This is a genomic window from Dyadobacter psychrophilus, assembly GCF_900167945.1.
Taxonomy (GTDB): Bacteria; Bacteroidota; Bacteroidia; order Cytophagales; family Spirosomataceae; genus Dyadobacter; species Dyadobacter psychrophilus.
In genome coordinates this window covers 1,493,830-1,518,896 of sequence record NZ_FUZA01000002.1, presented here as the reverse complement: position 1 = coordinate 1,518,896, position 25,067 = coordinate 1,493,830, and the positions used below count along the sequence as shown (strand labels likewise).

At 45.1% G+C, this 25,067-nt stretch carries 27 protein-coding genes; 14 read left to right on the top strand and 13 right to left on the bottom strand.

The features are described from left to right. Window positions 1-116: 116 nt before the first annotated feature. The 3 genes from B5X68_RS13215 to B5X68_RS13205 all read left to right on the top strand — a co-directional run bounded on the left by B5X68_RS13215 (window position 117) and on the right by B5X68_RS13205 (window position 2,846). A complete protein-coding gene (locus tag B5X68_RS13215) occupies window positions 117-1,274 on the top strand; it encodes a zinc-dependent alcohol dehydrogenase (protein WP_082215127.1) in 1,158 nt (385 codons plus the stop codon). An 8-nt stretch (window positions 1,275-1,282) separates the two neighbouring features. Next, on the top strand, window positions 1,283-1,777 hold the full coding sequence (locus B5X68_RS13210; protein WP_082215126.1) for a hypothetical protein: 495 nt from the start codon (window positions 1,283-1,285) through the stop codon (window positions 1,775-1,777). Between the two features lie 208 nt (window positions 1,778-1,985). Then, window positions 1,986-2,846 carry an alpha/beta fold hydrolase gene (locus tag B5X68_RS13205; protein WP_229208393.1) on the top strand — a complete coding sequence of 287 codons (861 nt, stop codon included), beginning with the start codon at window positions 1,986-1,988 and terminating at the stop codon, window positions 2,844-2,846. Window positions 2,847-2,968: 122 nt separating this feature from the next. On the opposite strand, the gene B5X68_RS13200 is transcribed toward B5X68_RS13205, so the two are convergent. Then, window positions 2,969-3,379 (bottom strand): hypothetical protein, encoded by a 411-nt coding sequence (locus tag B5X68_RS13200; RefSeq protein ID WP_082215125.1) that lies wholly within the window; start codon window positions 3,377-3,379, stop codon window positions 2,969-2,971. 134 nt (window positions 3,380-3,513) lie between these two features. Here B5X68_RS13200 and B5X68_RS13195 point away from each other — a divergent pair, with 134 nt between their 5' ends. After that, window positions 3,514-4,302: an alpha/beta fold hydrolase gene (locus B5X68_RS13195; RefSeq protein WP_229208392.1), complete on the top strand. Its 789-nt coding sequence runs from the start codon at window positions 3,514-3,516 to the stop codon at window positions 4,300-4,302. Here B5X68_RS13195 and B5X68_RS13190 read toward each other — a convergent pair. Then, complete coding sequence (locus tag B5X68_RS13190; RefSeq protein ID WP_141110276.1) at window positions 4,291-5,649, bottom strand: hypothetical protein; 1,359 nt, start codon at window positions 5,647-5,649, stop codon at window positions 4,291-4,293. The genes B5X68_RS13195 and B5X68_RS13190 overlap by 12 nt on opposite strands. A 265-nt stretch (window positions 5,650-5,914) precedes the next feature. On the opposite strand from B5X68_RS13190, the gene B5X68_RS13185 reads away from it, so the two are divergent. Next, window positions 5,915-6,715: an alpha/beta hydrolase gene (locus B5X68_RS13185; protein WP_082215123.1), complete on the top strand. Its 801-nt coding sequence runs from the start codon at window positions 5,915-5,917 to the stop codon at window positions 6,713-6,715. 62 nt (window positions 6,716-6,777) lie between these two features. On the opposite strand, the gene B5X68_RS13180 is transcribed toward B5X68_RS13185, so the two are convergent. The 7 genes from B5X68_RS13180 to B5X68_RS13150 all read right to left on the bottom strand — a co-directional run bounded on the left by B5X68_RS13180 (window position 6,778) and on the right by B5X68_RS13150 (window position 11,673). After that, window positions 6,778-7,605, bottom strand: a complete 828-nt coding sequence (locus B5X68_RS13180; RefSeq protein WP_082215122.1) for an NAD(P)H-binding protein — start codon at window positions 7,603-7,605, stop codon at window positions 6,778-6,780. 57 nt (window positions 7,606-7,662) lie between these two features. Then, on the bottom strand, window positions 7,663-8,463 hold the full coding sequence (locus B5X68_RS13175; protein WP_082215121.1) for a helix-turn-helix domain-containing protein: 801 nt from the start codon (window positions 8,461-8,463) through the stop codon (window positions 7,663-7,665). Between the two features lie 317 nt (window positions 8,464-8,780). Continuing rightward, window positions 8,781-9,167: a VOC family protein gene (locus B5X68_RS13170; RefSeq protein ID WP_082215120.1), complete on the bottom strand. Its 387-nt coding sequence runs from the start codon at window positions 9,165-9,167 to the stop codon at window positions 8,781-8,783. Window positions 9,168-9,207: 40 nt separating this feature from the next. Then, on the bottom strand, window positions 9,208-9,744 hold the full coding sequence (locus B5X68_RS13165; protein ID WP_082215119.1) for a DUF4199 domain-containing protein: 537 nt from the start codon (window positions 9,742-9,744) through the stop codon (window positions 9,208-9,210). A 117-nt stretch (window positions 9,745-9,861) separates the two neighbouring features. After that, the gene (locus B5X68_RS13160; RefSeq protein WP_082215118.1) at window positions 9,862-10,332 is read right to left on the bottom strand and encodes a response regulator transcription factor; all 471 of its coding nucleotides are present in this window, start codon (window positions 10,330-10,332) and stop codon (window positions 9,862-9,864) included. A 254-nt stretch (window positions 10,333-10,586) separates the two neighbouring features. Next, window positions 10,587-11,093: a hypothetical protein gene (locus B5X68_RS29205; protein WP_229208391.1), complete on the bottom strand. Its 507-nt coding sequence runs from the start codon at window positions 11,091-11,093 to the stop codon at window positions 10,587-10,589. 115 nt (window positions 11,094-11,208) lie between these two features. Beyond that, window positions 11,209-11,673 carry a hypothetical protein gene (locus B5X68_RS13150; protein ID WP_082215117.1) on the bottom strand — a complete coding sequence of 155 codons (465 nt, stop codon included), beginning with the start codon at window positions 11,671-11,673 and terminating at the stop codon, window positions 11,209-11,211. Window positions 11,674-11,815: 142 nt separating this feature from the next. Between B5X68_RS13150 and B5X68_RS13145 the strand changes: the two genes are divergently transcribed. Further along, window positions 11,816-12,622, top strand: a complete 807-nt coding sequence (locus tag B5X68_RS13145; RefSeq protein ID WP_229208390.1) for a metallophosphoesterase family protein — start codon at window positions 11,816-11,818, stop codon at window positions 12,620-12,622. 5 nt (window positions 12,623-12,627) lie between these two features. Continuing rightward, complete coding sequence (locus tag B5X68_RS13140; protein WP_082215116.1) at window positions 12,628-13,224, top strand: hypothetical protein; 597 nt, start codon at window positions 12,628-12,630, stop codon at window positions 13,222-13,224. 7 nt (window positions 13,225-13,231) lie between these two features. Here the strand turns inward: B5X68_RS13140 and B5X68_RS13135 are convergent, their stop codons facing one another. The 3 genes from B5X68_RS13135 to B5X68_RS13125 form a co-directional block, all read right to left on the bottom strand. Next, complete coding sequence (locus tag B5X68_RS13135) at window positions 13,232-14,422, bottom strand: PAS domain-containing protein (RefSeq protein WP_082215115.1); 1,191 nt, start codon at window positions 14,420-14,422, stop codon at window positions 13,232-13,234. Between the two features lie 154 nt (window positions 14,423-14,576). Next, window positions 14,577-17,315: a DNA ligase D gene (gene ligD, locus B5X68_RS13130; protein ID WP_082215114.1), complete on the bottom strand. Its 2,739-nt coding sequence runs from the start codon at window positions 17,313-17,315 to the stop codon at window positions 14,577-14,579. Between the two features lie 24 nt (window positions 17,316-17,339). After that, on the bottom strand, window positions 17,340-18,092 hold the full coding sequence (locus tag B5X68_RS13125; protein ID WP_082215113.1) for a DUF72 domain-containing protein: 753 nt from the start codon (window positions 18,090-18,092) through the stop codon (window positions 17,340-17,342). Between the two features lie 108 nt (window positions 18,093-18,200). Between B5X68_RS13125 and B5X68_RS13120 the strand changes: the two genes are divergently transcribed. The 6 genes from B5X68_RS13120 (at window position 18,201) to B5X68_RS13095 (ending at window position 23,824) form a co-directional block, all read left to right on the top strand. After that, the gene (locus tag B5X68_RS13120) at window positions 18,201-18,560 is read left to right on the top strand and encodes a hypothetical protein (protein WP_082215112.1); all 360 of its coding nucleotides are present in this window, start codon (window positions 18,201-18,203) and stop codon (window positions 18,558-18,560) included. A 100-nt stretch (window positions 18,561-18,660) separates the two neighbouring features. Further along, window positions 18,661-20,061: an ATP-binding protein gene (locus B5X68_RS13115; protein ID WP_082215111.1), complete on the top strand. Its 1,401-nt coding sequence runs from the start codon at window positions 18,661-18,663 to the stop codon at window positions 20,059-20,061. 35 nt (window positions 20,062-20,096) lie between these two features. After that, a complete protein-coding gene (locus B5X68_RS13110; protein ID WP_082215110.1) occupies window positions 20,097-21,758 on the top strand; it encodes a response regulator in 1,662 nt (553 codons plus the stop codon). Next, on the top strand, window positions 21,758-22,027 hold the full coding sequence (locus B5X68_RS13105; protein WP_082215109.1) for a UBP-type zinc finger domain-containing protein: 270 nt from the start codon (window positions 21,758-21,760) through the stop codon (window positions 22,025-22,027). The genes B5X68_RS13110 and B5X68_RS13105 overlap by 1 nt, the downstream gene beginning before the upstream one ends. A gap of 36 nt (window positions 22,028-22,063) precedes the next feature. Continuing rightward, window positions 22,064-22,975 (top strand): helix-turn-helix domain-containing protein, encoded by a 912-nt coding sequence (locus tag B5X68_RS13100; protein WP_082215108.1) that lies wholly within the window; start codon window positions 22,064-22,066, stop codon window positions 22,973-22,975. Between the two features lie 84 nt (window positions 22,976-23,059). After that, window positions 23,060-23,824 carry an SDR family NAD(P)-dependent oxidoreductase gene (locus B5X68_RS13095; protein ID WP_082215107.1) on the top strand — a complete coding sequence of 255 codons (765 nt, stop codon included), beginning with the start codon at window positions 23,060-23,062 and terminating at the stop codon, window positions 23,822-23,824. A gap of 2 nt (window positions 23,825-23,826) precedes the next feature. Here B5X68_RS13095 and B5X68_RS13090 read toward each other — a convergent pair whose 3' ends face one another. Beyond that, window positions 23,827-24,447, bottom strand: coding sequence for a YceI family protein (locus B5X68_RS13090; protein ID WP_082215106.1), 621 nt, complete (start codon window positions 24,445-24,447; stop codon window positions 23,827-23,829). Between the two features lie 192 nt (window positions 24,448-24,639). On the opposite strand from B5X68_RS13090, the gene B5X68_RS13085 reads away from it, so the two are divergent. Next, window positions 24,640-25,065, top strand: coding sequence for a response regulator (locus B5X68_RS13085; protein WP_082215352.1), 426 nt, complete (start codon window positions 24,640-24,642; stop codon window positions 25,063-25,065). The last annotated feature ends 2 nt before the right edge of the window (window positions 25,066-25,067 follow it).

The following is a 25,067-nucleotide window of genomic DNA, read 5'->3' as shown; positions in this document are numbered from 1 at the left end:
TTTACCGATCCGGATGAAAATTCAATTGTATTGTTTATCGGCTTTGCGGTGATGGAACGATTTTTAAAGAAGCCCAAAACATTTAAAATTATCCATCAACAAAAAAAGGAAATGGTATGTTAGCAATGAATTATCGCGGGCCTTACCGGGTACGGGCGGATCGCAACAAACCAATGCCACGGATTGAGCATTCCGGCGACGCGATCGTCCGCGTCACACGGTCCTGCATTTGCGGATCTGATCTTCATTTGTATCATGGTATGGTGCCCGACACCAGGGTTGGCACCACATTTGGTCATGAATTTATCGGGGTGGTTGAAGGAATTGGTGATTCGGTGCAAAATCTGAAAGTGGGAGACAATGTGCTGGTGCCTTTCAATATCGCCTGCGGCAAATGTGTTTTCTGCGAACAGCAGCTTTATGGAAACTGTCATGAATCCAATCCCCAGGCGACCGCAGTAGGCGGGATTTTCGGCTATTCGCACACCGCGGGAGGCTTTGACGGCGGACAGGCCGAATATGTGCGGGTACCTTACGCGGACATCGGTCCAACGGTGATCCCCGAAGATATGGACCACGACGACGCCGTACTGCTCACGGACGTTCTGCCGACCGGTTATCAGGCTGCGGAAATGGGTGGCATTAAGCCAGGCGACACCGTTGTCGTTTTTGGCGCCGGGCCGGTTGGTATCATGGCTGCCAAATGTGCATGGCTATTTGGAGCAGGCAGGGTGATCGTAATTGATCATATTGAGTACCGGCTTGAATTTGTAAAAAACTATGCGCAGTGCGAAGCCTACAATTTCCGCTCACTTGAAGATCCTGTTCTATTTCTCAAGAAAACCACCGACTGGATCGGGGCTGACGTCTGCATTGACGCGGTAGGTTGTGAGGCAGCAGGAGATGCAATGCAAACCATCACCGGGCGAAAGCTGATGCTGCAGGCTGGATCCGCAACTGCTTTACATTGGGCTATTAATTCAGTGAAAAAAGGTGGTATTGTCTCAATTGTCGGGGTGTACGGCCCTACCGGAAACATCATTCCGATCGGAAACGTGGTCAATAAAGGCATCACGATGAGGGCGAACCAGGCATCTGTAAAGCGACTGTTACCCCGTCTTATCGAGCACGTTCAGGCTGGCAGGATTGATCCGAAGGCTATTGTAACCCACCGGGTCCCGCTTGAAGAAGTAGCCGATGCTTACCATATCTTCTCTGCGAAGCTCGATAATTGCATCAAAACAATTCTTATTCCGCCATCAGCAAGAAAATAAAAACAGTTATGAAAAAGACAGCAGAAGATTACTCGCATATCAACGGTTGGGGAATAGACGCGGATCCATTGGACGTGCCTGCCTACCCGATGAAAAGAAGAACCGAGAACGATAACAAAGGGATGATCCGGGAAAGGCCTACACAACAGCCCGAACTAGTAGAAATACTGCATTCCAATGAGCGCCCGGGTGTTTCGGCCGTATTCGGCACACCTAATCCCCCCAAAGGTTTGAGCGGGCAGATCAGGAGATTTGCCTTCCGTTACAGTGAATCCAACTGGATACATTGGCTCGCACTTTTGGCCGCAGACAGGGTTGACATGATGGAGGGCCTTCGTGATGATATCAAGAGCGGACATATCCCCGACCTGTTTACTGAACACGGTGGGAAGTCGGAATTGCAATACAATAAGGCTGGTCTTGCCCGGAAGGTAATTACCGGGGCGGCAGTCATAACGCTGGGAGTCTTATTTATTAAGCTTTGTAGAAGTGATGATAAATGAAATCTCATGTCTGGCGCTTACGACAAAAATGGCGGGTGCAAACGCATCATGGGGATATTTTATACCTTTCAGCCAAGGTGCTGGGATCAAAGAGCTCGACAGAACCCGAAACCCAGGCTTGCTGCGTATGTTTCAACAATTCTTAACGAATTTGCGTATACGATCTCGAAGATGAAATATTTTCCTGACAACCTCATTCCGGCGGATCATGATGAAACGAATCCTTTCCTTTGTTTTAATGAATGTAATCGTTGCTTCATGCAGCCAGGTTGAAAAACCTGTTGAAAAGGCAAAAAATGCTGTTCGATACGGGTCAAATAATGGCAAATATTTAACAATCCATAATAAGAAGATTTATTACGAGGAATATGGCCAGGGCGTTCCTTTGCTTCTCCTGCACCAAGGGCTGGGCTCGATAGAAAACCTAGCCGGCATAATACCAGAATTGTCAAAACATTTCAGAGTGATTGCACCTGATGCTCCGGGACACGGCCGTTCCGAGCATGCAGACAGTCTAAGCGGCGAACTGATAGCCGAATATTATTCGCAACTTATCGATCAGCTAAATCTGGATAGCGCTTATGTGATGGGGTGGAGTATGGGTGGCAACACTTCGCTGCTGCTTGCAGCAAACAGGCCCGATAAAATTAAGAAGGTGGTGAGCGGTGCTTCAAATTCAAAAGCAAGCGGATTGACGGAAGAAGGGCGCAGTTTATTAAAAGAATATACTGTCGAAGCTGTTAAGGAAGATAAGGATTGGTTGGAAAACTATCAGCAGATGAACCCCGAACCGAAAAAATGGATCAAGTTCTGGGAAGACAACCAAAGAATGTGGGCAAGGGAAATCAAAATTCCTGATGAAAAACTGGCCGCCATCAATGTACCGGTGTTATTGATCCGCGGTGACCGAGATATGATTAAACTGGATCATACCATAGCGATTTTTGAAGCACTCCAACATGGCCAGCTATGCGTATATCCAAACGTGGGACACGAAATGCCCGAAGAAAAAGGGGAGATGCTGTGCAGGATAGCCATCGAATTTCTGAGTGAAGGCTCTCCCAAGTAACGTCCGTGCTATGCGACGACCCGGATGGTAAGAGTAGGAACATTCGAATTGAAAGCGAAAAAGGGCGGTTCGGGAGAACCGCCCTTTAAATGGCGTTTAGCAGGGAGGGCAACTTGATGATATCACACGTCCTGATAGCTTAGTAAATTTCCGTAGATGACTGTTCCGTTATTGAGTATGGCATAGGCGCGGTAGGAAAACTGATTGGAGCATACGCCGGAATTTTTCTTTTTGTTGCCGGTTGAAAAAGGTGGATCAAAAACGAGTTTCGTATGCGTTCCAACGGTTGGCGTGTCCGAAGCCTGGCCTAAAAAACCAAAACCTGCTATTACCACGCCAAACTCTGTCACAGGCATATTGCCCGTGTCGACAACATTAAGGTTAAAGGCAATTTCACATCTTATTGCCCCTGGAGAAACTTCAAGGGTAACCAGAGAAGGCGGTACTCCCGGGATTTCATGATCCTGGCAGGAGTAGCTAAAAAGAAAAAGGGATAAAAAGATAATCCCGAAAACCGATAAACGCTTGCCCATTGGTATCAGTGTTTAAGTTGTATCTATAAATATCACAAAAAAAACTTCAAATAACTATTTACTTTTAGGCAACGGTTCCGTGAATTTTTTGCGCGATCCCACGCAGATTTTAAACCAAAAGTGTTTTTAGCATTATGAAAATGGACATTCCTAATCCTGTCACTGGCTACTCAGAAGTCAACGGTCTCAAAATGTATTATGAAATACACGGCGCGGGAAAACCAATTGTGCTGATACATGGCGGCGGATCTACGATCGACACTACATTTGGGAGAATTTTGGAAAAATTGGCTGTAAATCATCAGGTCATCGCGATTGAAATGGAGGCGCATGGTCGTACCGGCAACAGAGGTAAGCCGCTCAGTTTTGAAAGCGATGCGGACGATGTAGCTGGGCTGATGAAAAATCTGGATATTTCCAAAGCCGACATTTTTGGTTTCAGTAACGGAGGAACAACTGCTTTTCAAATCGCTATCCGCCATCCCGCAGTTGTGGATAAAATGATAATCGCTTCGGCTATTTTCAAAAAAGACGGAGCGCCACAAATGATCTGGGATTTCATCCGGAACGGGAATTTGGAAACCATGCCGCAACCATTAAAAGATGCTTTCAGGGCCGTTAACCAAAACGAACAGGATCTCCGTACGATGTTCACACGCGATCAGGAGCGGATGAATACATTCAAGAATATTCCCGAAGGCGCTATTGCTGGCATTAAAGCGAAAACGTTGATCCTGGCAGGTGACAATGACGTCACAAAGCCGGAACACGCATTGGAAATGCATCGCCTGATCGCCGGTTCCGAGCTAATGATCATCCCCGGCGGCCACGGCGACTATATGGGAGAAATCACCACATTAGGAAATGGCCCGGAAGCATACAGCCACGTTGCCGGGCTGATCGAGCGGTTCTTATCGGCTTGACCTCAAAACATAACGCAGTCCGAAACGTGAGGATAAATTGGCTTTGAGATAGGGGTTTCCCATTTCCCAGCCCTTGGTTTTGCCGTTGACGGAAACTGCCAGCGCGATGTTTTTTGTAATGTTGTAACGGGCGTCCAGTTGAATGGCTGCGCCGGTGTGTTTAACATCATTATAGAAGCTTTCTGGCTGATCCCAAATTCGTAAAGTAAGATCCGTTTCCAGGCGTTTCGTTATTTTTTTGTTAAATAATCCCAGATCCAGTCCGTAGCCTTCGGATTTGAAATTGCTGAATTTATGAATGCCCAGGAGCAAGTCCGTGTTGTGATATTGTATGGGAAGTGTGATAGAGATGTCATTCCCGAAATGCGCAGGCGCATATTGCATGAAGAAATTGAACGATGCGCGTTTGCCTAGCGGGATGCGGTTAATGAAAAATATGGCCGGATTTACGAAGTTTAGCAGCGATAATTTTTTCTGTTTTAATAAATATTGCTGTGCATCCGGCGACAAATCCGAGTATCCAACTCGCCGGTTTACACCTTCGCCATTTGGAAACTTGTCCCGAGCCGTGTAAGGTTTATCAGGGTTGAACATGTCATAAGCCCAGGCAGTAAGGTCCGCCCCTGCGAAATCTCGCTGCTTTGGATCAGGATTTTCATTTTTAGCACCCCATATCTTCACAGAATCCGTCACCGGACTAGCAGAAAATTTGAAATAATCCCAGACATACCATGCGTTATAAAGTATCAGTGCATTTTTAGACAATGTTCGTTTTTTGTAAAAATCCTCAACAGAAATCTTCCTGTTCAATAACACTTCCGAATGCACGCCTGCGACATATGCGTAAAGTAATTGATCGGGGTGTTTGCTTTTGAGTTCGGTCAGATCCTGGTCCGCGACCCCGTACACCGTTCCGTCCCACCGGTGCGGAAACCAGTTTCCGTTTTTCGAATTTATATTGTTGACACCCAAAACGGCTCGGTGAAACTCCTCGTGCGCCCAAACACCCAGTGGAATTGGCAGCTCACTTCCATATTTGACAAAAGCTGCGCTGAGCAGATATTTAAATCCTGCATTCAACATCTTTCTTCCCTTTGTATACTCCTTTGTCTTAGGTCTCAAAAGCACATTGCCGATTTTGTCAATCCCCAGATAGCCCAGTTCATAAAAGTCAGCCGAAAATTCCAGCGCCTGGTTCATGGATGGGTGTCGATAAGGCAGATCCCTGTTTTGCGGCAGGTCGATCACGGGAACTGACAGGCGCAGTTGGTAACGCGCAGAATCCTGCGCGCTTGTAAATCCGATTGAAAGCCAAAAGGACATAAGTAAAACGGATAATTTTTTCATGGCTATTGATTTGTGATTGGTTAGCACAAAAGTGAAAACCTTATCCCGGGAGAGGAACAGCAACATTTTGTAGTGTAAATAATCCTTGCTGAATGCTTGAATTTCCTCCGCGAAGTGTATTCCGAGCCGGGAACTAAGGGCGCTGTGGTTGCTTCCCAACTTATAGAATATTCCAGCAAGTGGTAATGTTGTGATTTTGAGGATTTTGGCAAGATTATTTAGATTTAAGCCTTAATGTTATTATTAATCATCAACAGACAAAAAAATGAAAGGGACGATCGTTTTTATACATGGAATGTTTCAAAATCCCAAAAGCTGGGACAAATGGGTTGCCTATTTTAGCCAGCAGGGATTTAAATGTGTCGTGCCGGCCTGGCCCGATCACGAAGGGGAGCCTGCTGCGCTGAGAAGCAACCCACCGGCAACATTGGGCGACCTGATGCTGGATGATGTCATTGAGGCAATGGAGCGGGTTGTCATTGAAGCAGGCGGTAATAATCCTGCGCCCGAAGATAAGCCCATCATTATCGGACATTCGGTTGGCGGGCTGCTTACGCAAATCTTTGTTAACAAAAATCTGGCATGTCTGGGCGTGCCGGTGAGTTCCGTAGCGCCAAACATGATGATGACGCTTGACTGGCCATTTTTTAAGAATGTGGCTACCATTACCAATCCTTTCAAAGGTGACGAGCCATTCTTTCAGACTCCTGAAAGTTTCCACGAGAGTTTTTGCAATACTTTGAGTGAAGATCAGGCATTACAGGCATTCGAAAGTACGGCCACGCATGACAGTCGCAATATATTAAGAGGCTGTCTCGGATCATCGGCACACATTGATCTTGACCTGCCGCATGTGCCATTGCTATTTATCAGTGGCAGAGAAGACCAGATTGTACCAACAGAATTGGTCGAAAAAAATAGCAAAGCATATGAAGAAACTGCCGGAGTGACTACTTATAAAGAGTTCGAAGGCCGTTCACATTACATTTGCGGCGAGCCAGGTGTGGAAGAAGTCATGGATTTTGTGAACCAATGGGTGGACTTGTACAGGGTTCAAATGGTATAGAAACTGCTGTATAAGTACAGAAGCCCGGCCAAATTGACCGGGCTTCTGTTTTTGAATTGTGGCTACTTGTAAGCGGGTTGATCCCAAACGCCGGTTTCAATAGTTTTTTGAACAAATTCACTAAAATCCGTTGGCTTTCTGCCCAATGCTTCTTCCACACCGTCAGATAAATATTCGTTCCGCCCGTCCATTACTTCCGTAAACAGATAATTCAATAGCGAAATGACATCGGAAGGAACGTGATATTTCATGAGCATGGCCTCATATTCATCAGCCGTTACTTCCTGATATACAATTTTCCTGTCAGTTGCTCTCGCAATTTCCTGAACAGCTTCACCAAAAGTAATAAGCCTCGGTCCCGTTACTTCATAAATTTTGCGGCTGTGCTTTGCTTCGGTCAGTGCAGCAACGGCTACGTCCGCAATGTCGTCGGTATCGATGAAGGGTTCGCGTATCCCACCCACAGGTAACATAACGTATCCGGCAGCGATGGAGTCAACCAGAAAACTCTCGCTGAAATTTTGATTAAAAAAACTGGCTCGTACAAGGGTCCAATCCAGGCCCGACGCCATGACGATCTGCTCACAATGCTGCGCCTCTTCTTCTCCACGGCCAGAAAGTAAGACCAGTTTTTTGACGCCCGCGTCCACTGCTGCTTTTGTAAATGCACTTATTTCGGCTGGGGCACCGGGGGCAGCCAGGTCAGGTTGAAAGGTGATGTAGACCTGATCCGTCCCTTCAAGTGCACCGTTCCAGGTTGACTTGTCTTCCCAGTCAAAAGCAGGCGAAGCGGAACGCGATCCGATTCTGACGTCTGCATTCAGGCTCTTCAATTTTTCGGCAACTTTGCGGCCCGTTTTGCCGGTTCCTCCTAATACTAAGGTTTTCATGAGCTAATTGTTTTGATCCAACATTAATTTTGATCAAAACTACTGCTGCGGTAAACCCTAAACTTGGATGAAACCGTCAAGTGACTCATTTTCTGAAACTCTTTTCGACTGGTAGGCGCGCGGGGTAATGCTGGTGAATTCTTTGAAGTTTCTCACAAAGTGCGACTGGTCGGAATATCCGTTCTCGTAGGCAACATCTGATAATTTCTCGTATTTACCCTTGTCCATTTGCCTGATAGAAGAATGAAAACGGATGATCTTCGAGAATAATTTTGGCGGCACACCCACCTGTTTCGCAAATTTCCGCTCGAATGTGCGCTCCGACATTTCCGTGGTCTCCTGCAAATCTTTGACAGCATATGTGCCATTTGAATTCATAATAAATGTCGTCATATGCTGAATTTGCAGGTCAGCATTGGCGGAGCTGGCCTGGTTCGAGAGAAATGTTTCCATGATCCCGACTTGTTCTTCGGTAGAAACGGCTTGCCTTATATTGGTTTCCACTTCTTTCGAAAGAGCCGAATAAGTGCGCATATCAAGGCATGTATCCGTTAATTCACTGGCATTAAGGCCAAACAGTGCATGAACTGCATAGGGATACAGTACAAAAACGATCATTTTGTAGCTGCCGGAACATTTCATTTCAATTGGTTTAACCGTTTGGCCATATAATAGGAAGCTGGATAATTCTTTATCCCCGATGAAGACGCCCGACTCCGTTTGCTGAAACATCAGGCCGGAACAGCCGTCTGCAAAGAATTTAAGGGAATGATCGGTTTTCTCAATATCATGGTTTTCCAAAATCCAAATGTTCTTAATGTACTTATTAAGGGCTGATTTTCTGATAATTGGCTTCATGGCTAGGTGATAAAGTTTAGATGTGCTGGCAGTTGACGGCAGTACAATGCTTGGTCGCAGTAAAGATAAGATCTGGCTTTCCGGAAAAATTGTACGAAACCGACATTTTCCCGCTGATTTACCGATTACTAATTGAACCCCACCAGTCAATCAACGGCTTTGAGAACAAATTACTATTAACGTTTATTTGTAACGGCTTAATAAAGTTCTGGTACACACACTATATTTTACTATGCACACACTTATACTTTTTCCGGGATATCACAGCAACGAGCACTATCCCATTTATCCCGAGGCGCCGAGCGCTTGTTACAACATTAATGCTGCTCGGCAATTTGGATCAGGTTTCCGCAGGTGTCTTCGAAAACGGCGATAGTGACGTCACCCATTTTTTTAGGCTCTCCCTTAAATTTCACCCCGAGCTCCATAAGCTTTTCGTAGGTCTCCTGAATATTGTCAACCCCAAACATTGTCGCCGGAATGTTGGCGTCAAATAATTGTTTCTGGTAAACCTTTGCAGGACCAAAAGCCATCGGTTCTAGCAGCAGCTCTACGCTGTGTTCGTCCTCTGGTGAAACAACCGTCAGCCACTTGTATTCTCCCACGGGAACATCAGATTTCACTTTGAAGCCTAACTTTTCTGTATAAAAGGCTCTTGCTTTTTCCTGGTCATCGACCATTACACTCGTTACGATAATTTTCATTCTGATTAATCGGTTGGTTAAGTATTAAAGAAATGGCTAATTAAATTGCAGGCAACGGTTGCGACGGTTTCTTTTTCAGGATCAGTGCGGATAACAATGAAACAACGAGCCCAACCGGCAGAATTTCTGCATAAGTAAAAAGAATGATCATCAACGGGCTTTTGTACATTTCGCGATAGCCTTCCATTTCTAAGGATTTTTCCTGCAACTCCTGCGCAGTTGCCCCTTCTCGCTGCAATTCACGCATAACGTGTGTTGTGTAGCGCTCCATAAATTCGGGAACAAACAAGTAATAATCAATCAGCCAGACAATTACATATACTGTTGAGGCAATTAATGTTATGAGTAGGCCGATTTGAAATGCTTTCCCGAATGTCACGGAACCGCCGCTATACTTGTCCCGGAAATTTTTCACGCCGACAAAGATCAATGAAAATGAGAGTAGCATTGCCGCATAGCCAAGCAGCATATTTCCCTCAAAATCACTGCTGGAATAGCATGCGGCGATGGATGAAACCATGAACACGGAAACAATGATCCCGGAGATCAATCCGCAGACCAGAATAATTTTTTTCATAATGCGACTAATTATTAGGTTATGCAGCAAAATTGAGGAGGCGCTCGCTAATTTAACTCATACTTTCGGGTGATTTTAGTGTAAACCCACTTTTTTCACTCCTTAGTATGACGCATGTTAGGGGATGAGGCTCAGCCTTTTCGCTTTCTCAACGGCTTGTGTGCGGCTCTTAACTTCCATCTTTTCGAATAATCTGGAAGAATGCGTTTTCACTGTGTTGAGGGAAACGAATAGCTGCGCTGCAATTTCTTGGTTGCTGAGGCCTTCGGAAATCAGACCGAGGACTTCGAGTTCTCTTTTGCTTAAACCAAGTCGGGCCTGTTCCTGGGCATTGAAGCGGAATTCTTTGGTATCGATAAACACTTCTTTTTCGACAATCACTGTCTCAACTTTCGGCTTCGTCAATTTGAGCGCGAGCCAAATTCCAAGGCCGGTAAAGAGCAGTGCAATAGCGCCCGCATAAATTTCAAAGATATGATTGATAACGATGAAGCGAAGTTCCAGCCACTTCAATAAAAACAACAGCAGGGCAAGTGAAATGCCGTAAAGAATCGTTGGTCTGTGTTTATGGAATATTGCCCAGGTCATTCGCGGTTAAGTTGTTGCCGGGTGATAGCGCGTCAAAAATAACATTAAAGCTCATTTTCCTGAATTATTTAATTACCGCTTTTTAAAAGTTTTTGCGGTAAGCACATTGTAAGTGGCTTCGTCGACTATGCTTATTTATTTATATAGTACATTTTATATGTTTAATAATTATTATCAATATAAAAAGATTAAAAAGTTTTTATACAAAAAAGGCCTCGCAATTTGCGAGGCCTGAGCGTTGTAGTCGGACTAGTTTACTTTGAAACAAACTTATTAAAACGGCTTTCTTTCCCGTCTGCTGTTTCTGTTTGATGCAGGAATTGAAGATTTCCTTCGTCAAACTTCTGAAAGAACTCGTCCCAGCTTATTTCTTGTAATGTGTCTTCACCCGAATATCCGGGAAAGTCGATTCTCAGGATTCCGGTATCAGCTTTCTTTTTGCCGGTTCCTTTTACCATTGCCGGTTTCCCGCCTCGCTGTTCTACCCAAGCCCGGATCTCATCGTGATTAGTAGTTGTGTTTGACTTGGAATCGGAATCGCTGCCTTTTTTGGCAGTGCTTTTAGGAGCTGCTTTGGTTGCGGTCTTAGCCGTCGTTTTGGTGGCCGTCTTTGCAGCTGTTTTAGTCTCTGCTTTATCAGCAGTCGTTTTTTTTGCAGCCGTTTTAGTCTCACTTTTTGCGGCGGTTGATTTAGACGCCGTTTTAGTTGCCGCTTTTGGCGCCGTTTTCTTTGTATTGGTTTTTGCTGTTGCAGTAGCCATGATTTTTATTTGTTGATTGATATCAATCTTATTAAAAAAGCATGCCGCGCGACAACAAAAAAAGGGTGCATCCAAATGAATGGATACACCCCGTAAAAAGAAGAGGATCATGTAATTAGTTTGAAGAAGATCCGCCCTGGATATCGGCTAATTTTGCTTCGTCATCCGCAATTCTTCTTTTTAATGACTCAATGTCTTTTTTAAGATCGTCGAGATGGTCGGCCGCTTTTCTGGCGCGTTTGGCATCCTTTCTGGCACCGCTCGCGCTGTTTCCGGCTCTTCTGGCCAATTTTTTGTCCTGTGGGTCGCTGCCCAATTTTTCAGCATTCTTTTGGTTATCATCCGCTGATCGCTGCGCTTGCTCAGCCGTCTTTTCCATTTCGCGCGTTGCGCCATCCAGTTCGTTTTCCAGCTTGGCAAGCTCCATTTTACGCTCGTTCAATTTTTTGCTGACTTCAAGGTTTGCCTTTTGCTCTTTCAGCATGTTCAAAGAATCCTTTGAAACAACCTGGGCAGTCAGCGGCATTGTGATAGAGAGGAATCCCAGCAATCCGAGCATTCCGATAGTTTTTATTTTCATAACATATTAGAGTAAGATTAACAGCACATTGCAATAATCGTGCCTTAAAATATTGCCTTATTACTGTCAGAACGGGCATTTTTCGGAATTATAACGCAACGTTTATGGTTACCTGATCATTGCAACCAAAATTAGCCATATCTTGAAAGATTCTCCAAAAGCCCTTTTGCTCGCTTTGGGAATGACTTTAACAGCCTGTGAAGGCATATTTCAGTACAATCCCAATCAGGTCATTTTTAAAGAGAGCGAAACTAATTTAAATCAGAAAAATATTGAGCGCATTCAGGCCATTCCTTTAAAGGACACGGTCAGGTTTATCCTTATGGGAGATACGCAGCGCTGGTACGATGAAACGGACGCTTTCATAAAAAGCGCCAACAGTCAGAAAGACGCGGCCTTTGTGCTGCATGCAGGTGATATTTCCGACTTCGGGCTTTCCCAGGAATTTAAATGGGTGAATGAGATCATGGTTAAGCTGAAATGTCCTTACCTGACCGTTATTGGCAATCACGACCTGGTTGCGAACGGACCGGCGGCTTACCGGAAAATTTACGGCCCTATGGATTACTCATTTGAATATGGGGATAACAAATTCATTTTTATCAATACAAACTCACGGGAATACATTTTCAATGGTGAGGTTCCCAATTTGAACTGGCTTCAATCCCAGCTTGCCGACAACCGCGATAATAAAAACGCGATTGTTGTTGCGCATATTCCGCCTTTCGATGGTGATTTCGATCCCAAATTACAGGACGGTTATGCCGGACTTTTGGCCAATGACCCGAATGTCAAATTCACGCTCTACGGTCACCAGCACACATTCAGGGACGGGGACTTTTACAAGGATGGTGTTCATTATTACCTTACCACCAGCATGGGAGAACGCGGTTACTGGCTTTTTACAACCTGGAAAGGCGGTTACAAAGCAGAAAGGGTTACATACTAATCGCCATGAAAAAAATAGCTTTACTACTGTTCCTTTTTACACCGTTTTTCGCAGTTGCTCAGATCGAGGATGAGCTGGATGCCAAACGGAAATGGTATTTTCCCGATCATTTGAAATTACAGTTCGCTGGCAACATCGGGTTTTTATCCGGTGGGCCTGGCTACATTTCCAATAACAAAACATTGGAAACAGATTTACTTTTTGGTTTCCTTCCGCAGAAGTTTGGCGGCGACGCGCTGATCAGCACAACATTAAAGACCACCTATTCGCCATGGAGTATTCCACTGAAAAACAGTTATTATATCAAGCCCTTTTCCATCGGATTTTATCTCAGCTACACTTTCGGGAAGCAGTTTGATACAAAGTTGCCGTCTCACTATCCTGTCGGATACTATTGGTGGGCTACGTCATTCAGGCCGGGAGCTTATATCGGGGGCAAGTTGGGCAAAGATCTGGTGATAAATAACCGGCAGAGGTCGCTGGAAATGTATTATGAACTAGGCACATATGACCTCTTACTGATCAGTTATGTGCAAAATACGGGTTATCTCAAACCCTCCGACATTGTGAATCTGGCAATAGGGCTGAGGTTTGGATTTTAAATGTGGATTAATCAGTCTTTCCTGAAATATCCCGGATAACCTCGTCTAATTCTTTCGCCGACAACAGCAAATGATCGAGCAGCTCATTCTTCTCAATGTCGGTATGCGGATAGTTTTTGATCAGATCAACAATGCCCATCAGGCGGGCGAGTGGTGCACGGACCACGTGTGACTGTAAATAAGCGATTTCCTGTAATTTAAGCGCTTCCCGTCTTTGCCGCGACCTGCTGGAAATGATGATCTCGGTGTATTTTTTGTTTTCGAAAATGATTTTCAAAATCGCAACAGCACGGTCTATCACTTTTACCTCGTCCTCATTTGGCGTTTTGATATGGTCGTAATAAATAGCAAAAGTCGCAGCCACATTACCGTCAGAATCCAGGATCGGGTGTGACCAGCAGGAATACAGCTTGTGCGGAAGCGCGAGGTGCGCATAGTTTGCCCATCGTGTATCATTTGCAATGTCGCTTACGATCACTTTTTCTTTGAAATAGGCAGCTGTGCCGCACGATCCGCCATCAGGCCCGATCGGCAATCCTTCAAGAGCCTTAATATAAGACGCCGGTAAGCTGGGAGAGGACAAGTTGCTTAATTTCCCGTCGACAATGCCAACGATGGAGCATTTCATATGCGGGTACAGCTGCTCAATGCCCAGCAAATACTGCGACAGCACATTTTTTAGAGAATGTTCTTTCGTTGAATTTAATTCAAGGACAGTTTTTTCCAAATCTTCAAGAATTTCGAACCGTTTCGTCTCGGTAACATCCACCATTACACCACGCAAAAGGGTAGGGACGCCGTCCGTTTTGATGACAGATACAATGTCTTTAAGCCAGACAATGTTGCCGTCGGCCGAAATCATCCGGTAGTCAAAAATGTGGTTTTTCCCTTCGCGTGTTTGGCGGTGACAGTAGCCGATCGCGTGGTCGCGGTCGTCCGGATGAATGTGGCTTTGCCAGAAATCCTTGTTATTTATCCATTCTTCGGGCCGGTAACCCAAGATTCGCAGTGATTGGTCACTCACAAATGAAAATTCCAAGGTAGCCACATTTGCTTCCCAGACAATGCCGTCAACCGTCTGAAGGAGCGATTCAAATCGATCACGCGTCTCAAGCAATTGCTTTTCGGCCCGTGCAATGCGTTGCGTTTCGCCCATGGTCTTTTCGTCGACCATACCGTTAACCAGGCTCAAATCCATGTTTGTGAATTTAGTTCTATGGGTACGTATTGTAGGTAAACGCAGAGTATAAAGACAATTTATATCTTAAATGTCGATTTTTCACGCATTTCGGACATGTGTTAGCAAGATTTTTTTCTGAATGCAAGCGTGGTCGTTCACACGCGGCAAAAAGTCACTTCGCTTCTGCCTCGATTTTTCCAATGGCGGCTTCAAGGTCAATGCCTTTTCCCAACACCGGTTTGAACAAATCACCTTCCTGTTGCAGCCGGTCCATCGCATTCAAAATGGTGAAATCACGTAATTGCAAACCTATCTTCACTTCTTCCCAATGCAACGGCATCGAAACAGTCGCGCCTGGTTTTGGTCTGATGGAGTACGGAGCGGCCAATGTTGCCTTAGGACGGTTTTGTAGATAGTCAATATATAGCTTCCCTTTGCGGTTTTTGGTCATGCGCTCAATGCTGGTGAAGCTGGACAATTCCTGTTGCACCTGGCTGGCGATCCATTGCGCGAAAAGCTGGCATTGATCATATGAATATTTTGCGCCGAGAGGAATATAAATGTGTAGTCCGGTGGAGCCCGAAGTTTTGCAATAGCCTTTGATATCCAATGAATCCAGTAATTGCTTGATGGCGAGCGCCGTTTCGATCACCTGTTCGAAAGTATTGGTGGTGTCCGGATCCAGATCGAGCAGGCACCAGTCGGGATTATCCGGTTTATCGGTGCGGCTGTTCCATGGGTTCATGTCAATGCAGCCCAGATTGGCCATATACAGTAATGCTGCCTCGTCATTGCAAACCATAAAGTTCTTCTGCTGGTCTTCATCGTTGGAAGTGTAAGGGAATGTTTCAACCCAGGATGGCACTTTCCCGGTTACGTCTTTCTGGTAAAAGCTCTTTCCATCAATGCCATTCGGGAACCGGTTCAACGACAAGGGCCTGCTTTCCAGGTAAGGCAAAATGAACGGCGCGACCTGATAGTAATAATTGATCACATCGCGTTTCGTGATTTTTTCCTGATGCCAGAAAATCTTGCTGAGATTGGAAAATTTAACCTCATTACCATTGATCTTTCTGACCTGCGTTTCGTCAGTCGGATTAAGCAGTGTTTTCCGCTTGGTCTTGGCAGGTTTTGCAATGATCTCTTCCTTCTTAGCGGTCGTTTTCTCTTCTTTTTCCGATTTTTTTTCTTCCTCAATAACCTGATCTGTTGGCTGCTCGATCTCGCGGACAACGTCTTTGGCTTTCTTATCCTCACGCATTCCCTCAAAAGACGGGTGGCGGAAAACGCCGTCCGAAGTCACTTCCGTGAAGCTCACCTCGCACACCAGCTCCGGTTTGAGCCAGGTTGCGTTCGCTTTTGGCGGATTAGGCCGGAAGCGCGAAGGTTTGTTATAGTCCGGCGTTTCTTTGAACGGACTGTTTTTTGTTTCTAATGGCTTAAATAATTCCAGCATTTCCTTTTGCTGCTTGTCTTTAAAGCCCGTTCCGACTTTGCCCACATATTGCAGCACGCCCTGGTCATACGCGGCAAGAAGCAGCGCACTGAAATGTTTCGAAGTGCCCGCATTTCGCGTATATCCCGCAATGATAACTTCCTGACGTTTATGGATTTTAATTTTCAACCAATCATTCGTCCGCAAGCCAGCGTGATAAGTGCTATCCGACCTCTTTGCAATGATCCCTTCCAATCCCATTTCGCCCGCAGCATTAAAAAACGCCGTTCCTTCAGACGCTATGCTATAACCGATCCTGACCGGACTGTCCTCATTAACAATGCTTTGTAATATGGCCTTTCGCTCGGTTAAAGGCAGATCCAGCAAACTTTTCCCTTCATACCAGAGTATATCAAACACGTAATAAACCAGCTCACCGTCTGCTTCGCTGCGCCAGTTTTGCAAAGCACCGAAATCCGAGTGGCCTTTGTCATTGATAACCACCACTTCACCATCCAGCACCGCATTGATTTTCCAGTCACACAAGCCTTCATAGATAGGATAAAATTTATCGTTGAACGACTTTTTATTGCGCGATTTCAGCTCAGTAATGCCTTTGTTCATGTAAGCAATGGCTCGGTAACCATCCCACTTGACCTCATATTCCCAACCCGGATCGTCAAACGGTTCGTCCACCAGCGTTGCGAGCATAGGGACAATGTCATCCGGGAATTTTGCCTTTTTTGCCTTTTTTAAAAGCGTAGCAGCACTTTTTTGATCCGATTTATCGTCTTTTTCCTTCTCTATATATTCATCAATTGGCGCTTCTTCATCCTCACTTTTTTTCTTTTTAGCCTTTCCCTCTTTTCCCTCATCTTTACTTTCTCCGTAAATATTGTCCGAGGTGGCTTTTATCCCGTCCAATGTCTTATTTGAAATCACGGATTTGTCCTTTTTAGTAATGTCCGTGTCGGAGGCGAATTTGTCCCTGTGCTTAATGAGCAACCAGGAATTCTCAGACATGCCTTTTGTTTTCACCAATGCAAATTCGCCTTTCAGCTTTTTGCCTTTCATGCGGATCTTTACTGATCCGGACGCCAGTTCTTTTAGCAATATTTTTTCCTTTTCTTTTTTTGTTTTCGCTTCTTCTAATGGCTCATATGTGCCTTCATCCCAGACCATTACAGTCCCGGCGCCATAGTTGCCCTTGGGTATAATGCCTTCAAAATCTTTATAATCATAAGGGTGGTCTTCCACCATCATGGCAAGCCGCTTTGTTGCCGGATCCAGGGAAGGGCCTTTTGGGACTGCCCAGCTTTTTAAAACTCCATCCATTTCCAGCCTGAAATCATAATGCAGCCGCGAAGCGTGGTGTTTCTGGATCACAAAGATGAGTTCTTCCGAATCCGCTTTTCCCCCTTTTGGTTCAGGGGTTTTTTCAAAGGAACGTTTCTCGTTGTATTTGGTCAAGCTCATGATTTTGAATGTTTTAATGAAGTGTTAGTCTGTCAGCTCGGCAACATATTGTTTAAGTTTGGCGCCATTATGGAGTGCGTGACCGCCAACGTCGTTGTTAAAAAAAGCCCACACATGATGGCCTTGTTTGACCCAGTCTCTAAACTTTAATGCATATTCCTTTAACGTTTCATCCGGATAAGAAGAACTGTAAAGCGAACCGGGGCCATGAAAACGGACAAAAATGTCCTTTGCAGTGATTTCTTCGTAGTAAGGAAATTTCTCGGACTGTGCAAAAACGAGGGTTACCTTATGTTTTTTCATCAATTTGAGACTTTCCTCAGAATACCAGGATTCGTCCCGAACTTCCATCGCGAAACGGTAATCGCCGTAATCACTTTGCAGGAGTTCGTAGAAAGGTTTGACAACAGCCTCGTTAAACTTCACATTGTCGGGCAGCTGAACCAGCACTGGTCCTAAATGTTCTTTTATGGGTTCAAATATGTTGAAGAAGCGCTGCAAAGGCTCTTCCGGGTCATGCAGCTTCTTCATATGGCTCAAATAGCGGCTCATTTTAGGACAAAACAGAAACCCATCGGGCACCATTGTTACCCATTTCAGAACCGTTTTCTGTGTAGGCAATTTGTAAAAACTTCCGTTCAGCTCGGAAACCGAGAAATGATCCGCATAAAAAGTAATGTAGTCGGCCGGGTTCATTTCGGCGGGATAAAAGATTTCTTTCCAGTGTTTGTAGCTCCATCCGGAAGTTCCAATATGTATGCGGTCCGTTGCTTTCATAACGCGTTAATGTGGCAACGGATGGATAAAATAATCATACCGCATTGATACCGAGCCCCTGGCAGGAATGGTTTTTTGATTGTTCTGGGCTTACCAATCGGATTTACAATGAGTATTATCGATATTCTGGGTGAACAGGAAGAGACTTTGGGGACTGCGGAAGACCTTCGCGAGGAGATCATTGTAGAAAGTATGCAGGAAGAACTTTCGGGGAGTTTGGTTAAGATTGAATTTGAGACTTCCATAGGGCTTTGCCGCGGTTATTACCATTCGGGAGAGCTTGGACACGAGGAAATTAATATGGATGAGGAATCCATGGGCACTTTAAAGATGCTCTTTCCTGCCTGTAATGGTGTGTTTGTGCATCAGACCAACCGGGATTGGGTCGAGATCAGTCTTGCCGAACATATCAGCGGGTTTCCGGAATACAAAATATACAACCGCGTTGTCACGGGAGGGGCTGCTTGAAATTTCATCGCCTAATTCGGCGGGTTTGGGTAAAAAAATGTCAGCCAAATGATCAAATATTTCGAAATTGGGACATTATGTTACGCCAAGCCATTATTTCATGAAGGATATAACAGTAGCAGATTTAAAGTCGATCAAAGTTTTTCAGGATGTGCCTGATGATCAGTTACAATGGATGATCGATAGGAGCAGGCATTACGAACTGCCTGAGGGCGAAATGATGACATCGCCCGGTGAGCCGCTGAAAGGCACGCACGTGATTATTTCCGGCCGGATCGAATTATACCGCATTCAAAACAATGCAAAGTTGTTCATCGCCGAGCTGCTTCCCGGCACCGTTACGGGTGTCTTGCCTTTTTCGAGAGGGAAAGTTGGCGTTGCTTACGGCCAATGTACAGCGCTTACACAGATCATGACTTTTCCGGTCGAGCTCATGCGCGAACTGATCATCTCACATTACGAGCTTACACAGGCGCTGGTGATCGTAATGACTTCCCGTGTTCGCGAGTTTACAGAACTGGAGCAGCAAAATGAGAAAATGATGGCGCTGGGAAAACTATCCGCCGGCCTTGCGCACGAGTTGAATAATCCCGCCGCTGCCATCGTGCGGGGCTCTGTTTCTTTGAAAAAACACCTGTTATTACAGCCCGGCGCATTCAAAAAGCTCATTTCCATTCATCTATCTCCCGATGAGATCGAACTGATCAATGCAAAGATGACAGAGATCATGGCGAACACTTCACGCCCTGTGCTCAGCATGATGCAGCGCTCAGAACGCGAGGACGAAATTCTGGATTGGCTGGATGTGAACAGCATTGGGGAATGCGACGATATTGCGGAAAATATTGTAGAATTTGGCATCACCGAGGCTGATCTGGAAGAATTGAAAAGCAAGATCAATAAAGACGATTTTTCACCGATTCTGCTTTGGATCAATAATAACCTGACCACCGAGCGCATGGTGGCGGACATTCAGGAAGCTTCAAAAAGGATTGCCGATCTGGTGGGTTCAGTAAAGACGTTCACCCATATGGACAGGGGCGGGGAGAAGGAAGTCATCGACATTCACGTTGGTATCAAAAATACCCTTACGATGCTGAATTATAAGCTGAAAAAGGCTAATATTAAGGTTACGGAAGAATTTGATCTTACGCTGCCGCACGTTAAAGTAATGGTAGGAGAGCTTAATCAGGTGTGGACAAACCTGATTGACAATGCGATAGATGCACTGGAAAACCAGCCGGACCCTGAGTTGCGGATCATCACACACAGAGATAAGGAGTTTGTAAAAGTGTCCGTTTGCGACAATGGCCCGGGAATTCCGGTTGAAATTAAAAACAAAATTTTCGATCCGTTCTTCACGACCAAGGCAATCGGAAAAGGCACTGGACTGGGCCTGGATGTGGTTATGCGCATAATTAAACAACATCACGGCACTGTAACTTTGCACACCGAACCGGGCAAAACGGAATTTTTGGTATGTTTTCCGATCAATGGTTAATTTGAATTTCTTTACCCTAAAACATCATCATTACTATGGGTTTGCCCATTATATTTTCAATTGACGACGATCCGCAGGTGCTCAGGGCCATCAGCCGCGACCTGAAAGCGCAATACCGGGACAGATATCGCGTGCTTAGCACTTCCTCCGTGAGCGAAGCCATGGAGAGTTTGTTAGAACTGCAAAATAAAGGAGAGGAAGTGGCTATCTTCATTTCAGACCAGCGTATGCCAGAAATGCAGGGCGTGGATTTCCTGGAAAAAGCAATGGCCATTTTTCCTTTTGCAAAAAGGGTGTTGCTTACGGCTTATTCAGACACGGATGCTGCCATTAAGGCGATCAATGACGTGCAGTTGGATTACTATCTCATGAAACCGTGGGACCCGCCCGAGGAAAAACTCTACCCGGCCATTGACGAACTGCTGCATGACTGGCAAGCCAACTATCGCCCCGATTTCAAAGGCATTAAAGTGATAGGTTATCAGTTTTCACCTAAATCCCACGAAATCAAGGATTTTCTGGCTGGTAATTTGGTGCCATATCAATGGATGGATGCTAATTCAAGTGACGTGGGCAAGCAGATCATTAAAACAAATGGATTATGCCCAACGGATTTTCCGACGGTTATTTTTGAAGATGGCACATTATTGAAAACACCTTCCTTACTGGATGTGGCTTCCCATATCGGGCTGAATGCGAAGGTCAAATTGCAGGTTTACGATGTGGTTATTATCGGTGCCGGTCCGGCTGGGCTGGCTGCTTCGGTTTACGGAGCGTCAGAAGGTTTAAGTACTTTACTGATCGAGCGCAAAGCACCTGGTGGCCAGGCTGGTACGAGTTCGAGGATCGAGAATTATCTAGGCTTTCCGGCAGGTTTGAGTGGCTCCGAACTGACGAGAAGGGCTATCACGCAAGCCACGCGTTTCGGGACAGAATTCCTGTCGCCGCAGTCGGTAAAAGAGATTAAATTGAAAGACCAGTATAAAACCATTGTGCTGGAAGATGATACGGAAATCAATGCACGCGCGGTGGTTATCACAACGGGCGTTGATTACCGGAAGCTGGAAACCAAAGGGATTGCAGACTTCACAGGCAAGGGAATTTATTATGGTGCAGCCAGCACAGAAGCAAGTTCTTGCGGCAATAAGGATGTGTATGTGCTTGGCGGCGGCAATTCAGCCGGCCAGGCAGCAATGTATTTGTCCAAATTTGCAAGAAACGTCTACATTATCGTTCGCAAAAATGATCTGACTTCCTCCATGTCGTCCTACCTGATCGACCAGATCAAAAACACGGATAATGTGACGATCCTGGGTTGCACAGAAATCATAGAAGCCAAAGGAAACGAACATTTGGAAGGCTTAAGACTGGTTGATCTCAACTCTGCCGAGGAACGCGATGTGCCTGCTGATGCGCTTTTCATATTTATCGGTGCCAGGCCTTACACGGACTGGGTAGGGTTGCAGATCATCAAGAATAACAAAGGATTCATCGAAACGGGACGTGATATGAAGAGTCATGAGAACTTCCGGCAGGTTTGGAAAATGCAGCGGGATCCTTATTTGCTGGAAACCAGTTCCCCTGGTATTTTTGCTGCGGGAGACGTGAGAGCCGGTGCCATGAACCGTGTTACATCAGCGGTTGGGGAAGGTTCAATGTCAATCAGTTTTGTTCACCAATATTTAAGTGAAGTATAATGGATCAGGTTTGTCAGCACATTAGTGAAATAACAGAGATCAAGAAAGCGGCTGCGTATGAGTGCGAGGAATGCGTGAAAGTGGATGGAAGATGGATGCACTTACGCACCTGCCAGACCTGCGGCGCAACTTTGTGCTGCGACAGCTCACCCGCAAAGCATATGACCCAGCATTATCACCAAACCGGCCATCCGGTTGCGAGTTCTGCTGAACCGGGCGAGCAGTGGCTCTGGTGTTATAAAGATGAAGCATTTGTTGAATACGACTGAATTTAAATTCCCGGATTGAATTTTGTAACTTTGTTTATGGAGAAACCGACCTCAATCCCGGAATTTTATAAAGATACTTCACAGTTGATCCCGGAGCCGGTTAAGAAGGAGATCGGTCATTTCAACATTTTCAGGACCGAGGATCTTTTCCGGGATTCCAAACCCAAAGCTTTGCCTTACAACCGGCGGGCTTATTACAAGATCAGCCTCATTATTGGTAAAAACCAGGCCGAATACGCGGACAAAGTCGTTCATATTGAGCACAATGCACTGCTATTTGCCACGCCACAGATTCCCTATAACTGGAAGCCGCTGGACGATAAGCAGTCGGGCATGTTCTGTATTTTTTCGGAGGATTTTCTTACCCAGAACAACAGCGGGATATTATTAAAGAACCTGCCCGTTTTTAAACCCGGTAATGTTCCGATATTTTTCCTGAATGACGAGCAGATTGAGGATATCAGGCATATTTTCAATAAGATGTTCAGGGAAATTTCTTCTGCTTATGCCTTTAAATATGATCTTCTTCGAAATTACGTGCTCGAACTGATCCATAATGGCCAGAAATTACAGCCCGCCACGGCACTTTTCAATGAAACCAATGCGCATAAGCGTGTGTCCTCGCTTTTTATAGAATTGCTGGAACGCCAGTTTCCCATTGAGCCTCCCCATCAAAAACTTGTTTTCCGGTCGGCAAAGGACTACGCCGACCAGCTGGCGATCCATGTAAACTATCTGAATAAGGTTTTAAAGCTCGTTACCGGTAAAACCACCACCGAGCTGATCATTGAGCGTATTATCAAGGAATCCAAGATACTTCTCAAACACACGGACTGGAATGTTTCGGAGATCGCATATAGTCTGGGATTTGAAGAACCCTCGCATTTTAATAACCTTTTCAAAAAGCATACAACATTAAGTCCGCGTGCTTTCAGAACGGAGATTTGATATTTGTAAGTTTTGATTTGAAACTGACAAATTTTCCCTTCCGACCTGGCATACCTTTGTTTCATCAAATAATAAAAAAAGAACATGGAACAAGGGAATAAAATAGCATTGGTTACTGGCGCCAGCAGGGGACTGGGAAAAAATATGGCGCTAAATCTGGCCGAACAGGGAACAGACATTATCGTTATATATCGCAGCAAGGAGCAGGAAGCACAGGAAGTGGTGGAAGCGATTGAAGCAATGGGCAGAAAATCCGTTGCAATTCAGTTGGATACAGCAAATACCAAAAATTTCGACGCTTTCTTTAATGCACTTGAAACGGTGCTGGAAACAAAATGGAACCGCAAAACATTTGATTTTCTGATCAACAATGCCGGGATCGACGCCAACTCTAAATTCACAGACACAACCGAAGACGATTTTGACGCACTGATGAATGTGCATTTCAAAGGCGTTTATTTCCTGACCCAGAAAGCACTGCCATACATTGCAGATAATGGGCGCATTATTAACCTTTCCACCGGCTTAACACGCTTTGCAACGCCTGGTTACGCCGCGTATGCATCCATGAAAGGAGCTATTGAAGTGCTGACCAAATATCTGGCAAAGGAACTGGGCCACAGGGGCATTACTGTCAATATAGTTGCACCAGGCATTATTCATACCGATTTTACTAAAAAAGCATTTGCGGCCCATTCCGGAATGGAAGATCACATTAACTCCATAACAGCGTTAGGTCGAGTTGGTGAACCTCAGGATATTGGCGCGGTTGTGGCGTTTCTATGCACCGAAGGCGCCCGCTGGATCAATGCCCAGCGGATCGAGGCCTCGGGTGGGATGAACCTTTAATATTATAACTTATTGCCGGCGAGCTTCAAATGCAGGTCAATTTCGTTTTTGATCACTGCATCGTCGGGCAGGGCAGGATCAGTGGCGTAGGTGATACCCCATTTGGTCCTGTCTATTTTTAGCTTACCCTCCACCTTCAAATTTGAACCATTTACCTCAATTCTGGCCGGAAACGAGATGGAATGTGTGATTCCTAACATCGTTAAATTTCCGTTCACCAGCTGGTTTGCCCCGGCTATGACTCCTTCACCTGTTCCTGTGTAAGGCGCCACGCCTGTAATGTTGAATTTCACTTCCGGATGCAGCGCCATATTGAAGAAATCGGCACTCTGCAAATGATGGACAAGTGTCTGTTTCAATTCCTCCGTTGGAAGATTAAAATTCACAATGGACGCTATCGGAATGGTGAAAGAACCGCTTTGGACTTTTCCGTCTCGAATAATAAGGCTTTCGCTTTTGATGGCAATAGAACCTTCATTAAAATACTCGTTTCTGAGATAACCTTTCCATTCAGCAATAGAGATGGCTTCGTCCAGTTTGTAGTTGGTGGTTTCAACATCGTGATCTGTGCAGCTGAAACCTATTGAAATCAAGGCTAATAGAGTAAGAAGTTGCTTTTTCATTTTCTTGTTTTTGTTTTTTTGTAAATCATGGCTTTAATGATGATGCAAAACTAAGGCACGTTCGTACGGGTAAGCCCACGCAAAACGGACGAAAACCTACGCAAAAGGAATTATTCGTAATCGCTTTTTGAATAGGTATTCGTTCGAATAAATGTGATATTTACACAGGAAGTAGAAACCAAAAACTTTAAAATGTCATTAAAAGGACCAATCATTTCGATTGAAGACGATTCCGATGATCAGTTTTTGATTAAAAGCGTCGTGGAGGAATTACAGATTCCGAACCAGCTGATTTTCTTCTCGAACGGGCTCGAAGCATTGCTTTTTCTGGAAACTACTAAGGAACAGCCGTTTGTCATTTTGTGCGACATCAACATGCCCGTAATGAATGGATTGGAGCTGCGCTTGCGGATTGAGCAGAACGAGTATTTGAAGAAAAAATCCATTCCCTTCGTTTTTTTAAGTACAGCAGATAATCCGCACATTATCTCAGCGGCCTACGACGCAACAATCCAGGGTTTTTTTAAAAAAGAAAACAGCTTTGAGGATCTTAAAAAAAGGATCAAGATAATCTTCGATTACTGGCAAAGCTGCCTGCACCCGAATAATTACGCATAGTT